This window comes from Anaeromassilibacillus sp. An200, assembly GCF_002160025.1.
Taxonomy (GTDB): Bacteria; Bacillota; Clostridia; order Oscillospirales; family Acutalibacteraceae; genus Caccousia; species Caccousia stercoris.
Map to the genome: position 1 here is coordinate 25,127 of NZ_NFJU01000011.1, position 14,756 is coordinate 39,882.

Here is a 14,756-nt window from a genome sequence, read left to right on the forward strand (position 1 = left end):
TCACAAAAGGGTGATATCCAGCTCCAGATGATACGCGCCGCCTGTCACCGCAAACGCTTCCGGCATGGCAATGCTCCATGCCATATCGCTGCCAATCGGCCCGTGCGCCGCGTCAAGATGCAGGATCGTTTCCTTCTGGCGCGGCAGCTCGTGGTCGTGCGCCGCCTTTTGGCAGTCCTCCACGGTATAGTGATGCGCATCAAAATGGATCGGCGCCCTGGAACGGAAAGAAATTTCGCGCCCGCTCTCCTGTTTCAGACGCAGCCAGCGGGTTTCCTCATGCCCCCCGTTCTCCGACGGCGGGATAAAGGCAAAATGCTGATCCTGCACGGTGGATTCGTACACCGCAAGGGGAGCGGACAAAATCCGATCGGCATAGCATTCCTGTTTTCCCCGCCCAAAATAGGACAGCCCTTCAAATCCCTCCGCCGTCCGGCATTCCAGGCCCACGCGCGGCACCGCACGATAGGAGGGATCGAGATAGAAATCCGCGCCGACGGTAAGCAGGCCGTCCCCGCGCAGCGTATACCGCACCGTTCCGCCAATGGGCGGGCAATCGGTCTCCCGCTGGAAGAAGGGAATCTCCACCCGGATCTCCTTCGAGCCGGTCAGAACGCGCGGCTCACCAAAAACAAAGGATTGCCCGCGAAGCTTGCGGTATTCTTCTTCCCATCCCCAGCCCGCCTGCGCGTCAAGGCCGGTATAAGGGCGGTCAAAGCACGGGACAAAGCCGCTTGTGAGGTAGACGTGCCCATCCTTCTCAAGACTTTGCAGCAGGCCTGTTGATTTGTCCAGCCGCAAAACGGTCCCGGCCGCTTCCAGGCAAAGCCCTTCCCCGGTTTCCACAAGGGACGGCACGCCGCACGCCACAGAAACCGGCTTTTCCGCCGCGCCGCTTTCCAGGGCAAATTGGAACAGGCCGATTTCCTCTCCTGCGTCCGCATAGAAGGTTTTCTCTCTCCGGCGCACCGAAAATTCGATGGTGTAAAGGCAGCCGTTCTTCTTTTCGTATGGGATTTCGATAGACAGCTCTTCCTGTTCTCCGGGGCGCAAATCGGGAAGTTCGACCGCCTGTTCCGCTATCTTGACACCGTTTTCCCGGATCGATGCGGCACAGGAGAACGACGCGAGCGAATCAACCAGACCGTCATTGCGCAGGACAAAACGGTCCCACGGTGCTGTCGTCTGCCACGGAGAAAAAACAGGAGGACGGCTGAAACGAACCGGCGCATAGGCTTCCTTCACCTCATGGGCCACCGGCTTGCAGCGCAGATCCGGCAGGACAATTCCGTTGCAGGTCATGAAGGGCGGACAATCGCCTCCATCCCTTCCCTCCACAAACGATTCCCCGAAATCTCCGCCATAGGCAAAAAAGGTTTCTCCGTTTTCTGTTTTTCCGGGCAGGCACTTGTCCTGCCAGTCCCAGATATAGCCTCCCTGAAAGCGCGGATAGCGCTCCGTCAGCTCCACAAAGCGGGAAAGCCCACCGCCGCTGTTGCGGATCTGGTACAGATATTCCACCAAAATGATCGGGCGGTCGTCCTCCGGATCGGCCAGCATTTTCAGGATGGTATTGTAATGGGCGTACATATTCCCACGGACATCGGAAATGCGCTTGCCCGGCTCTCCGGCTTCGTACTGGCAAAGCCGGGTCGGATCGTATTCCTTGAGGAAACCATACATTGCGGCATGGTTGGCGCCTGTCCCGCTCTCGTTGCCAAGCGACCAGGCATAGATACTGACATGGTTTTTATGCTGCTCCGCCATGCGCACAGCGCGGTCCAGAAACGCACCCGACCAGCGCGCGGAATGGGTCAGCGCGCCGCCCACTCCGTGTGTTTCCAGATTACATTCGCAGATCAGCAGCAGACCATACTCGTCGCAGAGATCATACCAATCGGGACTGTCCGGGTAATGACAGGTGCGCACCGCGTTGATGTTCATGCGCTTCATCTGCCGGATCTCCTCGATCATGATTTCTCTCGGCACAGCGCGGCCCGTTTTCCAGAAATGCTCATGCCGGTTGACGCCCCGGATCACCAGACGGCTGCCGTTGAGATACACCACACCGGAACGAACCTCCATTTTTTTGAAGCCGAAGCGGCTCGATTCCACATCCAGAACCGTCCCGTCCGGCGCGAGAAGCTCAAACACGGCGGTGTAAAGAACAGGGTGATCCGGCGACCACAGGCGAACGGAATCCAGTGCCATGCGGACACGGGCGGTATTGGCCGTCGGTACACGGTCACAGCGATATTCCGCTTCCGCCCGCACCGCTCCCTCTGTGCTGACCAGAAGCGTCTGTTCCGCATCATAGAGAGACGCGCGCACACGGCAGGCGGCAAAGCCTTCTTCCCGCGATACGCGGATATCCGCCTGAAATTCTCCTGTCCCACGCACCACATCCGGGATCGCCATCCAGTGGACATCCTCTATGTGCAGCTTGGGCTTCGCGATCAGCCACACATTCCGATATATGCCGGACAGATACCAGTAATCCTGATCCTCCAGATACGTGCTGTCCGCAAAGCGCATCACCTGAAGCGCGATCAGGTTTTCTCCGGGCCGGACATATCTGGTAATGCAGAACTCCGCCGCCAGCTTGCTGTCCTGGGAATAGCCCACGGGTTCCCCGTTGATCCACAGGTAAAACGCCGTCTCAACTCCCTCAAAATTCAGATACAGCTCACGGCCTTCCATCTGCTCCGGCAGGGTGAAGCGTTTGCGGTAGCAGCCAGTGGGATTCTCCTTCGGCACATAAGGAGGATTGACCACACTTTGCCCCTCCTGCCCTGTCGCAAGCCAGCAATCGGCCTCCTTTTTCTGAAACGGGAAGGCCACATTGGTATAGATCGGTTCTCCAAAGCCCTGTACCTCCCAGTTGGAAGGGACCGGGATATCTGAAAACGCGCTGTCGTCGTACTCCGGGCGATAAAAATCATCTACCGTCTCCGGCGAGGGGTACAGCCGGAAGCGGTAGGAACCGTTCAGACTCATTGTGTAGGGGCTGCTCCCATAAGGGCCGGACAAAGCCCGGCCAGCGGTATCATAAGCGCCCCAGCGGGAATGGGCGGGCATCCGATTGACGGAAAGCACCTCCAGATTCTCCCAATCCGGCGCGCGGTGAAACTCCTTCCGATTGTTTTCCATGTGCACAACTCCTTTTTTCTTGCGCTCCGCGCTTTCTCTCCAAACAGAAAGAAGGGGAAGCTTTGACGTTTTTCTGCTTTCATGATAAACTGTTTGCAGAAAAAAGGACATAGCGCAAATGGGAAAAAGGATGTCCTGATTGGGAAAGGAGCCTGCGGTATGAATCACCCCTCTCTCTCCTCTGTGAAGCATGAGGTCACCTATCGCTTCATCGGAGGGGCCCCGGAAAATGGGATCCTTTCCTGCGGCTTCATGCGCAAGAAAAGCGCCCAAAAATCACAGATCGATTTTGTTATTCCCTACTACAGCTGTTTCCTGCTTTTGCAGGGAAGCGGGGAATACTGGGATGAAACCGGCGCGCGCGCCGCGCTGACTCCCGGAAGCGTCTGCCAGCGCCTGCCGAACCGGCGGCACTCCACGCGCGTGGACGGCGACGGAAGCTGGCTGGAATTTTACATCAGCTTTGGCAAGGGCGTGTTCGACAGTCTGAAAAGTCTGGAACTGGTGCAGGAGACTGTCCCTGTTGGGAGGTTTGCCGATCCCCTTTCCCTCCTCCCGCTTTTCCATGGTCTCCTCTCCCGCATGAGCGCCGCGCCGGATCCTCTGCTGGCCGCCTGCCTGTTGGAAGCCCAGCAGCTTGTCCTGACGCTGACGCGCCCCCGCGATCCGCGCCCCGGTCTTTCTCCCGTAATAATCCGCGCCTGCGAGCTGCTGGAAAAGGATTCCGGGAGCGAGCTTCCCCTCCCGATGGTCGCGGAGCGGCTCTGCGTCGGCTATGAGACTCTGCGCAAGCAGTTTCAGCGGGAAATGCACCTTTCTCTCGAAGAATACCGGCAGAGCAGACGCATGACCACCGCACAGATGATGCTGCTGGAGGGCGAACCAGTCAAGGCGGTGGCGAAGGCTCTCAGCTACAGCGACGCATACGCTTTTTCCAAGCAATTCAAGCGCTTTTGCGGTTCCTCCCCCTCCGTTTACGCGCAAAGCCTGCTGCAAAAGCCCTGACAGCAAAAAGAGCCGGACAGCTTCGGGATCCCCCCTGGGCTGTCCGGCTCCTTGATCAGGAAAGCCGTTCCTTAAAATCCTCATAGCCAAACCGGCGCACCAGAAAGCGATTGCCGTTCTTGTCCCTCCAGACAATGGAGGGGAGCGCCATGCCGTTGAACGTATTGGTTTTGACCATCGTATACAGAGCCATATCCTCAAACACGAGGCGATCACCTTCGCGCAGCGGCACATCGAAGGAATAGTCTCCGATGACATCCCCGGCCAGACACGTCGGCCCACCAAGACGGAAGGTATGCGCTTTCTCTCCCGGCTGGCCCGCATCCCGCAGCGGCGGACGGTAGGGCATTTCCAGCACGTCCGGCATATGGCAGGCCGCGGAGGTGTCAAGAATTGCGATATCCATACCGTTCTGAAGCGTTTCCAGCACACTGGTCACCAGGAATCCGGCGTTGAGCACCACGGCCTCCCCCGGCTCCAGATACACCTGTACACCGTAGGTTTCCTTCAAATGGCGCACCACACGGATCACCCGCTCCACATCGTAATCGTCGCGGGTGATATGATGGCCGCCGCCGAGATTCAGCCACTTCATCTGAGAAAGCCAGCGGCCGAATTTTTTCTCCACCGCCGCGACCGTCTCCTCCAGCGCGTCGGAGTTTTGCTCGCAGAGCGTGTGGAAATGCAGGCCGTCGAGCAGCGGAAGGATCGATTCGTCAAACTGGGCAAGCGTTGTGCCGAGACGGGAGCCGGGCGAGCACGGATCGTAGATCGCGTGTCCCTCCTGTGTGGAGTGCTCCGGATTCAGCCGCAGGCCGCAGGATTTCCCGGCAGCGCGGGCGCGGGGCGCAAAGCGGCGCACCTGAGCCGGGAAATTGAACACAATATCATCCGCGTATTGCAGCAGCTCGTCCCACTCGTCCTCGCGGTAGGCAGGGGAAAACACATGGGTCTCCCCTCCGAATTCCTCATGCCCGAGACGGGCTTCATACAGGCCGCTGGCCGTACTGCCCGCAAGATACTGCCGCAAAAGCGGATAGACAGAAAACATGGAGAACGCCTTCTGTGCCAGCAGGATTTTACAGCCTGCCCGTTCCTGCACGTCCCGCAGGATTTCCAGATTATGCGTGAGCCGCGTTTCATCCACCAGGAAATACGGCGTGCGCGGCTCTCCTGTGATCGGCTGCATCAGTCCACCAGGACCGGATCGCGGTCCACCTGCCACGGCAGGCCCCATTCATTGAGCGCCTCCATGTACGGATCGGGATCGAACTCCTCCACGGTGTAAACGCCGGGCTTCGACCATTTGCCGGTGAGCAGCATCATGGCGCCCACCATGGCGGGCACGCCGGTAGTGTAGGAGATGGCCTGCGAGCCGACCTCCTTGTAGCACTCCTGATGATCGCAGACATTGTAAATGTAGGCTTTCTGTTCCACGCCGTCCTTCCGGCCGGTAAAGATGCAGCCGATGTTCGTTTTGCCGACCGTGCGCGGCCCAAGGGAAGCCGGATCCGGCAGCAGCGCCTTGAGGAACTGGATCGGAACAATCTTGTGGCCCTCAAACTCCACCGGCTCGGTGGAGAGCATGCCGACATTTTCCAGACACTTCATATGCGTAAGGTAGCTCTGGCCGAAAGTCATGAAAAAGCGGATGCGCTTGACGCCGGGGATATTCTTCGCGAGGGATTCGATCTCCTCGTGATGAAGTAGGTACATATCCTTCTCCCCAACTTCCTTGAAGTTGTACTCGCGCTTGATGCTCATGGCGGGGATCTCCACCCAATGCCCGTTCTCCCAATAGGAGCCGGGAGCGGACACCTCGCGCAGGTTGACCTCCGGGTTGAAGTTGGTGGCAAAGGGATAGCCGTGGTCGCCGCCGTTGCAGTCGAGAATGTCGATGGTGTCGATCTCGTCGAACAGATGCTTCTGGGCATAAGCGCAGTACGCCTGGGTCACGCCGGGATCAAAGCCCGTGCCAAGCAGGGCGGTGAGACCGGCCTTTTCAAATTTCTCCTTATAGGCCCACTGGTAGGAATAATCGAAGTAGGCGGAGAAGCCCTCCTCCTTGCAGCGCTTCTCATACTGCGCGCGCCATGCGGGATCGGAGAGATCCTCCGGCTCGTAGTTGGCGGTATCCAGATAATTGACGCCGCATTCCAGGCAGGCGTCCATGATCGTCAGATCCTGATACGGCAGGGCAATGTTCATGACCAGATCCGGCTGATAGTCCCGAATCAGTGCGGCGACCTGATCAACATGGTCGGCATCCACCTGCGCGGTGGTGATTTTCGTCTTGGTCGTGCCCTCCAGCTTCTCTTTCAGAGCGTCACATTTCGACTTTGTGCGGCTCGCGATGCAGATCTCCGAAAACACCTCGCTGTTCTGGCAGCACTTGTGAATCGCGACGGACGCAACACCGCCGCAGCCGATAATCAAAACTCTTGCCATTTTCTATTCCTCCATTGAAATGTTGATTTAATGCAAAGCGAGCAGCATCTCGCGAACTACCTTGCAGGCCGCCGCCGTGGAGATCCCGCTGGGATCGTAGGGCGGGCTGAGCTCGTTGACATCGCACGCGACCACGTTGGCACGGCTGCACACAAGTGTCACGGCGCGGCGCAGCGCGTCAAAGGACACGCCGCCCGGCTCCGGCGTCCCCGTTCCCGGGAACACGGAGGGATCCAGAACATCCAGATCCACGGTAAAATAGACCGGCTTTCCCGACAGGCGATCCAGCGTTTCTTCCAGGCCCTCAAAATCGAAGCGCCGGGTTGTCACATGCTCCATACCCCAGCGGAATTCTTCGCGGTCGCCGGAGCGAATGCCGAACTGAAAGATTTTTCCGTCTCCCACCAGCTCCCAGCAGCGGCGCAGAACGCAGGCGTGGGACAGCTTCGCGCCGAGATAATCGTCGCGAAGGTCGGCGTGCGCGTCAAAATGGATCACATGCAGCTCCGGAAAATGACGGGCCGCCGCGCGGAACGCCCCCAGCGTGACCAGATGCTCACCGCCGAGCAAAAAGGGACGCTTGCCTGCCGTGAGGATTTCCTCCGCGGCTTCCTCAATCTGGGCCAGCGCCGTGGACGCATCCCCCAGACAAAGCTCCAGATCTCCCAGATCCATCACCGCGATGTCCTGCAAATCCTTATCCTGATACGGGCTGTAGCTCTCGATTCCAAACGATTCCCGCCGGATGGCCCCGCTGCCAAAACGCGTGCCGGGGCGGTACGAGGTGGTGCAGTCAAAGGGAGCGCCGAACAGCACGGTACCGGCTTCATCGGCTTCCTTGTCACAGCACATAAAAACTTCAATATTCCTGTTCAACATCTTTCAGCAGCTCCTCCACATACGCGGGCAGATAAAACGCGCCCTTATGCAGTGTTGTTGTATAGTAGCGGCATTTCAGGCCGCGCAGATTCCACTGTGTTTCCTTGAGGTCGCGCAGCGGGTGGTATTTCTTGGATGCAAAACCGAACAGCCAGTGGCCGGACGGGTATGTCGGAATGTGCGCCTGATAGACGCGGCTGATATGGAACGACTCCACAATCCGCTTGTGTGCCCGCTGGCAGGCTGCGGCGTCCGCCTGATAAAACGGGCTTTCATGCTGGTTGACCATGATCCCATCCTCGCGCAGCGCCTTGAAGCAGCTTCCGTAAAATTCCCGGGTGAACAGCCCCTCTCCCGGCCCGAACGGATCGGTCGAGTCAACGATGATGAGATCGTAGCAGTTTTCCTTTGAGCGGACAAACCGCACGCCGTCCTCATAATGGATGCTCAGGCGCGGATCGTCGAGACGGCAGGCGGTCTGCGGAAGATACTTTTTGCAGACCTCCACCACCAGCGGATCGATCTCCGCCATGTCGATGTGTTCAATCTCGGGATAGCGCGTCAGCTCACGGATCACGCCCCCATCCCCCGCGCCGATGACGAGTACATCCCGCACCTTGGGATGCACTGCCATGGGAACATGGGTGATCATTTCATGATAAATGAATTCATCCTTTTCGGTCAGCATCATATAGCCGTCAAGTGTGAGAAAACGGCCAAACTCCGGCGAATCAAACACGTCGATGCGCTGAAACTCGCTGTTTCCGGAATACAGCTGCTGGTCCACACGGATGGACAGCTTGACGTTCGGCGTCTGTGCTTCGGAAAACCAGAAATCCACTTTATTCATCCTCCTTGAGCACGTTCAGGCGCTCGATCTCGGGGTTTTCCGGCCCCGTCATCGAACAGCCCTTCTCCTTGGCATACTCGATGTAATCCAAAATCGGATCGGTGATGCGCTCGCCCGGCGCGAGGATCGGGATCCCCGGCGGGTAGCACATGACAAACTCGCTGCACACGCGCCCTGCCGTCTCCCGCAGAGGAAGCGACTCCTTCGGCGCATAGAAGGCATCCTGCGGTGAAACAGCCACCTGCGGATCGATGTATTCCTGCGTCATGAGATCCGCCTTGCTGCGCCCGAAACGGCGGCGCACCTCGGAAAGCGCGCTTACCAGCCGCTCGATCTCGCGTGGACGGTCGCCCACGGAGACATAGGCGAGAATGTTGCCGAGATCGCCGAATTCAATCTGAATGTCGTATTCATCGCGAAGCAGGTCGTAGACCTCAATCCCCGCCAATCCCACGTCGAGCGTATTGACGGAAAGCTTCGTCACATCAAAATCGTAAACACTGTCGCCATTTATGAGTTCGCGGGAGAAGGCGTAATAGCCGCCGATCGCGTTGATCTCCTCCCGCGCGTATTCCGCCAGCCGGAGCACGCGATCAAAATCCGTTTTTCCGCGCAGGGCAAGGTTGCGCCGCGAAATATCGAGACTGGAAAGCAGGAGATACGATCCGCTCGTCGTCTGCGTCAGATTGATGATCTGGCGCACATGGCCCTCCTGCATGGCCGGGCCGGTCAGAAGCAGGGAACTCTGTGTCAGGCTGCCGCCGGACTTGTGCATGGAAACGGCGGCCATATCGGCCCCTGCCGCCATCGCGGAGACGGGAAGCCCCTCCCCGAAATAAAAATGGGTTCCGTGTGCTTCGTCGGCCAAACAAAGCATCCCATGCTCATGCGCCAAACGCACAATCGTGCGCAGATCCGAACAGATACCGTAATAGGTCGGGTTATTGACCAGCACAGCCTTCGCGTCCGGATTCTCCCGGATCGCCTTCTCCACTGCGGAAACGCTCATCCCCAGCGGGATACCGAGACGGTTATCACATTCCGGGTTGACATAGACAGGGATCGCACCGCACAACACCATGGCGCCCATCACGCTGCGGTGCACATTGCGGGGAAGAATGATCTTTTCTCCCCTTTTGGCAACGGAGAGCACCATGCTCTGCACCGCCGAGGTTGTCCCTCCCACCATGAGGAAGGCATTTGCCGCCCCAAAAGCCTCCGCGGCCAGCTGTTCCGCCTCCCGGATCACGGAAACGGGGTGGCAGAGATTATCCAGCGGCTTCATGGAATTGACGTCCATGGAAACACACTGTTCTCCAAGAAGCTGCGTCAGCTCCGGGTTGCCGCGGCCGCGCTTGTGGCCGGGCACATCGAAGGGAACAACGCGCATCTGGCGGAAGCGCTCGAGCGCTTCATAAATCGGCGCGCGCTCCTGATTGTGAAGCTCCAAATTGTCCCCCTCCTCAGTAAATGTTCCGGCCGCTGAAAATTTCGATCATCTCGCGGCGCAGATTATCCATGATATTCAGCCGCGTGCGGGGCGGCAGCTCGTAAACGTCCGTTTTAAACAGGTAATTCTGAAGATCGATTTCCTTGAGCATCATCTTCGTATGGAACAGGTTCGCCTCATACACATTGATATCCACCGTATCATAACGGCGGAGGATCTCGTCGGAAATGTAATCCTGAATGGAGGTGATGCGGTGATCGAGAAACAGTTTTTTGCCGTTCACATCGCGGGTAAAGCCGCGCACACGGTAATCCATCGTGATGATATCGGAGTCAAACGAACCAATCAGATAGTCGAGCGTCGAGAGCGGGGTGATTTCTCCGCAGGTCGCCACGTCGATATCCACGCGGAAGGTAGCCAGAAACGTCTCCGGATGATACTCCGGGTAGGTGTGCACCGTCACATGGCTTTTATCCAGATGGGCCAGCTGGGTCTGCCCGGCGGGAACCATGGAACCCTCCGCAATCAGAAGGGTAACGGACGCTCCCTGCGGCTCGTAATCCTGCTGGGCAATATTGAGCACCTTTGCGCCAATCATCTCCGTGAGGGTGGTCAGGATATTGGTCAGACGCTGCGAATTGTACTGTTCATCAATATAGGAAATATAATCCTGCTGTTCCCGCGCTGTTTTGGCGTAGCAGACATCGTAAATATTAAAGCTCAGCGCCTTAGTCAGGTTATTAAAGCCGTATAATTTCATCTTCTCTCCCATGCAGAAGCTCTCCTCTTCCTCTGCGCCGCCCCCCGGCGGTTCGCTGCGGTGATGATCGGGACACCCCGAAAGAAATAAAAAACAGGCGATGTGCGCTGTGCACATCGCCTGTCATCCGTCAAAATCAATCCCCATCCGCAGGAATACAAAGCCCCCGCGGGCAGAAAGCCGCCTGTGATGGTTCGATACAGAGTCTATATAGCAAATACTTACTTTTACTACTCTTATTGACCTTTTACAAGTTGATGTACGCTATGCGCACCGGTTATAAAGGAACCAACTCATAAAATTGAACCTTCCGTTTTTCCTTTCAGGCACTTCGGCTCAATCAATAACGGCGGCTGACGCCGCCCTTCGGCAGTTGACCCGGCTGTCCGTATGGCCTTGACCTGAGAAAAACACTCAGGTGGTCGAAGAAAGATTTGCATGGATACTCTGTAGTCACTCATATCACATGTCGATTGTAATTATATCATACCACTCGATATTGTCAACCGCTTTGCGCGAGTTGACAGAGATTTTACACAATCGTCCCGCAAAACGTCAATTCGGGGCGTTTTTTGTCCGTTTTTTCTCTCTTCTCAGCTGGAACTTTTCCACCCAGCCCTTCTGATAGCGGATCGAGATATAGCCGATCACCGCCATCACCAGCGCGCCGATCGTATCGACAATCAGATCCTTCATGGTATCCATCAGCGCGGCGCGGCCCACCAGCGGCTCCCCGCTTTCCAGGGCAAATTTCTGCATGTTGGTGTGCAGAAGCCCGTCCGCGGTGAATTCATAGAATTCCCAGACCACGCCGAGAAACACCGCGAAGCACAGCGTAAAAAAGGCAACAAACACCGGGCTGAGGTTCATGGGCACGCGATCCGTCCGGTTGAGAAAATTAATCACGGAAAAGCCCAGCGCTCCCAGCATTGCCCCACTGAAGGTATGCAGAATCGTGTCCCAGTGCGGCACATTGTAATAGAACGACCGCACCTCCCCCAGAAAGATAGCGCAGTAGAGGAACACCGCAAACAGCACCATCATTTTGGAGGGGATGATCAGCTGCCATTTATGGCGCAGAAGACTTGGCAGCAGCATCGCCACAACGCCTACAATGCATTGGAGCAGCATCAGCACATAGTCGCCCTTGACACGGCGGTACGGCATGGTGGGATCCGGCTCCGACGGCGCCAACGCCATAGCAACAGAAATAAACACGACAGATCCGGCCATGCTCAGAAAGATAAACCACCAGAGAATTTTCGTCCAATTCAGAGAAATCCGTTTTTTTGTCATTTGCGTCCCTCCTCCTCCGGCGGATCGTCCGTTTCCTTCCAGCTTGAAACAGCCAGAAACAATCCCGCGCAGGCCAAAAAGCACGCTGTCACCGCACAGGCAATCGCCCAGCCGCTGATTCCGAACGGCCCCAGCACGCACGATACCAGCGTCAGCACCAGACCAATCTCAAAAAAGATGACGGCCATCTTCCCGTCGCTCATTTTTCTTCCTCCTTTTCCTGTCCGATTGCACGGGAGAGCGCGGCAAGCTCCTCCATGGTCAGCTGCTCTGCGCGCGCCGTGGGGGAAACACCGGCGCGCTCGCAGGCACGCTGGACCCGATCCTTGGAAAGGCCCAGCAAAGCGGAGACGGAGTTTGCCACCGTTTTTCTCCTCTGCCCGAACGCTGCCTTCACCAGTGCAAAAAAGTCCTTTTCACTGTCCACCTCCACCGGCGGACGATCCAGAATATCAAAGCGGATCACAGCGGAATCAACATTCGGCTGCGGCAGAAAACTGCCCCGTCCCACGCCAAAAAGCAGTCTTGGCTCTGCGTAATAGCGCACCGCCGCGCTCACCGCACCGCACTGGCGCGTTCCGGGGGCGGCGCAGAGACGTTCGGCGGCCTCCTTCTGCACCATCACCGTCAGGGAAGTGATGGGAAGCTTTTCCTCCAGCAGCTTCATAATCACAGGAGATGTGATATAATACGGCAGATTGGCGCACACCGCCACCTGCATACCGGGGAACTCCTCCCGCAAAAGCGCATGCAAATCGACTTTCATCACATCGCCGTTTACAATTTTTACATTGGAGAACTCCTCCAGCGTTTCATCCAGGACGGGAAGCAGGCGCTGATCCAGCTCGATACCCACCACGCGTCCCGCGCGCCGCGCGAGCTCCGCCGTGAGCACCCCGATGCCGGGGCCAATTTCCAGCACGCCGCTCTCCGGCCCCGCTCCGCATTCCTCCGCCATCCGCGGGCAGACGCCGGGATTCACCAGGAAATTCTGCCCCAGACTTTTGGAAAAATGAAACCCATGCCTTCCCAGCACATCCCGGATCACGGCAATATCTGACAGTTGATTCACTTTGCACATTCCTCCACTTTTCTTTCTTCGCTCTCCCGGCGATCGCAGGGTAAGCCGTCAGAGAACATTCTGGCCGTTGATGCGAAGGCGGAATTTCAGCCCCAGCCGTTCCGCAGCCTTGCGGCAAAGCATCATGCGGTCCAGAAAAATCTCAAAATAGTCCATGACGGGAGAAATCTCCGTGTCGATGGTCATCTCCTGCACCAGCGCCGTCTTTTCCGGCGTCAGATAGGTGCGCGTTTCCACAACGGCGTAGTTGACTCGGTCATGAATATCAAAGGACGCGAAATCCGTATTCCGCACACGGCTGCGGCGCACATCCGTCTTGTCCGCGAGAATCAGCGCCGCAGCCACCTCGTTGACCGGAAAGGCCGTGCTCTCGTCGTGATTCCCGATGGCGCTGATCACGGTCGAAAGCTCCTCCGCGTCCGCCCCCATTTTGTCCAGAATACGAAAAGCCATCACAGCGCCGCTCTGGGCATGGTCAATCCGGTTGATAACATTGCCGATGTCGTGCAGATAGCCCGCGATCCACGCCAGCTCCGCGAGACGCGCGGGATAGCCCAGATCCAGCAGCAGGTTCTCCGCAAAGGCAGCCGCCCGCGTCACATGGGCAAAGCTGTGCTCCGTATAGCCAAGCGCCTCAAGCGCTTCGTCCGCCTTTCGGATGTAGGTAGTGATCTGTTCCTGTTTTCGGATGCTTTCTTTGGTAATCAAAATAGTTGTTTCCTCCTCCCGGCTTGCAGAACAAACAGATGCTTTGGGCAAGCCTACTGAACAGCATATCGGAACTGTGCACAGCGAAGCAAGACAAAAGCTGTAAAAAAATCGTAAAATCCCCTGACATTATTCCGGGCGCAGTTCTCGCCGCGCCAGACGGATGCGGATCACGGTTCCGCTGTCCGGCGAGGAATTCGCTGTGATGGTATGCCCAAGGGCCGCACAGATCCGGCGGCACAGATACAACCCCAGCCCGCTGGCCTTCTTATCGGCGCGCCCGTTCACTCCCGTGTAGCCCTTTTCAAAAATGCGGGGCAGGTCGTCCGCCGCAATGCCGATCCCGGTATCCTGGATGCACAGCGTCAGCGGCTCCTCAAGAAAAACAGTAATCGTGCCGCCCGGCATCGTATATTTAAGCGCGTTGGTCAGCACCTGCTCCACCACAAACAGAAGCCATTTTTCATCCGTCAGCACCTGTGCGTGCAGCGGCTCATAGCAAAGACGGATCCGGCGGCGGATAAACTGTCCGGAGAGACGCTTCACCGCCTGCCGCACAATGGTGTCCAGCTCCTGCTCGCGGAACACATAGTCCGTCGACTCCGAATCCAGCCGGAGATAGCACAGCACCATCTCAACGTACTGTTCAATGCGCAGCAGGTCCTCGGAGACCGCACGGGACAGCTCGCTGTCCTCCTCCTGAAGCGTCAGGCGCATGGAGGCAATCGGCGTCTTAATCTGGTGCGCCCACACCGTATAGTAGTCGATCATATCGGCATACCGGAGCTCCATCGCGCTTTTCAGGCGGCGTTCCTCCTCCCGCAGCGCCCCGATAATCTGCTGGTAATCCTCATCGTCCTGTGTGCGCGGTTCCGGAAAACGTTCCATAAGAGCGGCGGGAAGGGCTGCCAGTTCCGTCAGAAGCCGGTGCTTGCGCCTCGCGCGGAGAAATCCGGGAACCAGCGCCAGCAAACCTACCACCGCGCAGATCAGCGTGGGATACAGCGCCGCCCCCACCGGAAGCCGGTAGAGCAGGAAAGCGCCGACAAAGATAACCGCAAAAAACAGGAACAGCACAATTTCCCTGCGCCTGCGGTAGAGATAGGAGCACACGATCCTCATGAAAGCC

At 57.5% G+C, this 14,756-nt stretch carries 13 protein-coding genes; 1 reads left to right on the top strand and 12 read right to left on the bottom strand.

Annotated elements, in window-relative coordinates; all coding sequences use genetic code 11:
* Complete coding sequence (locus B5F35_RS07230; protein ID WP_162611363.1) at positions 1 to 3,150, bottom strand: glycoside hydrolase family 2 TIM barrel-domain containing protein; 3,150 nt, start codon at positions 3,148 to 3,150, stop codon at positions 1 to 3.
* A 159-nt stretch (positions 3,151 to 3,309) separates the two neighbouring features.
* Here B5F35_RS07230 and B5F35_RS07235 point away from each other — a divergent pair, with 159 nt between their 5' ends.
* Complete coding sequence (locus B5F35_RS07235) at positions 3,310 to 4,155, top strand: helix-turn-helix domain-containing protein (protein ID WP_162611364.1); 846 nt, start codon at positions 3,310 to 3,312, stop codon at positions 4,153 to 4,155.
* Between the two features lie 55 nt (positions 4,156 to 4,210).
* On the opposite strand, the gene nspC is transcribed toward B5F35_RS07235, so the two are convergent.
* The 11 genes from nspC to B5F35_RS07290 form a co-directional block, all read right to left on the bottom strand.
* Positions 4,211 to 5,344 carry a carboxynorspermidine decarboxylase gene (nspC, locus tag B5F35_RS07240; RefSeq protein WP_242969431.1) on the bottom strand — a complete coding sequence of 378 codons (1,134 nt, stop codon included), beginning with the start codon at positions 5,342 to 5,344 and terminating at the stop codon, positions 4,211 to 4,213.
* Complete coding sequence (locus B5F35_RS07245) at positions 5,344 to 6,603, bottom strand: saccharopine dehydrogenase family protein (protein WP_087239509.1); 1,260 nt, start codon at positions 6,601 to 6,603, stop codon at positions 5,344 to 5,346. Before B5F35_RS07245 ends, nspC begins: the two co-directional genes overlap by 1 nt.
* Positions 6,604 to 6,630: 27 nt before the next feature.
* Positions 6,631 to 7,482 (bottom strand): agmatinase, encoded by an 852-nt coding sequence (speB, locus tag B5F35_RS07250; protein WP_087239511.1) that lies wholly within the window; start codon positions 7,480 to 7,482, stop codon positions 6,631 to 6,633.
* Positions 7,463 to 8,323, bottom strand: a complete 861-nt coding sequence (speE, locus tag B5F35_RS07255) for a polyamine aminopropyltransferase (protein ID WP_087239513.1) — start codon at positions 8,321 to 8,323, stop codon at positions 7,463 to 7,465. The genes speB and speE overlap by 20 nt, the downstream gene beginning before the upstream one ends.
* Position 8,324: 1 nt before the next feature.
* The gene (locus B5F35_RS07260) at positions 8,325 to 9,782 is read right to left on the bottom strand and encodes an aminotransferase class I/II-fold pyridoxal phosphate-dependent enzyme (RefSeq protein ID WP_087239515.1); all 1,458 of its coding nucleotides are present in this window, start codon (positions 9,780 to 9,782) and stop codon (positions 8,325 to 8,327) included.
* A 13-nt stretch (positions 9,783 to 9,795) separates the two neighbouring features.
* Positions 9,796 to 10,554, bottom strand: a complete 759-nt coding sequence (speD, locus tag B5F35_RS07265) for an adenosylmethionine decarboxylase (protein WP_087239598.1) — start codon at positions 10,552 to 10,554, stop codon at positions 9,796 to 9,798.
* Between the two features lie 543 nt (positions 10,555 to 11,097).
* Positions 11,098 to 11,838 (bottom strand): DUF2238 domain-containing protein, encoded by a 741-nt coding sequence (locus B5F35_RS07270; protein WP_087239517.1) that lies wholly within the window; start codon positions 11,836 to 11,838, stop codon positions 11,098 to 11,100.
* Positions 11,835 to 12,041 carry a hypothetical protein gene (locus tag B5F35_RS07275; RefSeq protein ID WP_087239519.1) on the bottom strand — a complete coding sequence of 69 codons (207 nt, stop codon included), beginning with the start codon at positions 12,039 to 12,041 and terminating at the stop codon, positions 11,835 to 11,837. The genes B5F35_RS07270 and B5F35_RS07275 overlap by 4 nt, the downstream gene beginning before the upstream one ends.
* A complete protein-coding gene (rsmA, locus tag B5F35_RS07280; RefSeq protein WP_087239600.1) occupies positions 12,038 to 12,910 on the bottom strand; it encodes a 16S rRNA (adenine(1518)-N(6)/adenine(1519)-N(6))-dimethyltransferase RsmA in 873 nt (290 codons plus the stop codon). The genes B5F35_RS07275 and rsmA overlap by 4 nt, the downstream gene beginning before the upstream one ends.
* 57 nt (positions 12,911 to 12,967) lie before the next feature.
* Complete coding sequence (locus B5F35_RS07285; protein ID WP_206424030.1) at positions 12,968 to 13,627, bottom strand: HD domain-containing protein; 660 nt, start codon at positions 13,625 to 13,627, stop codon at positions 12,968 to 12,970.
* Positions 13,628 to 13,756: 129 nt separating this feature from the next.
* The gene (locus tag B5F35_RS07290; RefSeq protein WP_087239521.1) at positions 13,757 to 14,749 is read right to left on the bottom strand and encodes a sensor histidine kinase; all 993 of its coding nucleotides are present in this window, start codon (positions 14,747 to 14,749) and stop codon (positions 13,757 to 13,759) included.
* Between the last annotated feature and the right edge of the window lie 7 nt (positions 14,750 to 14,756).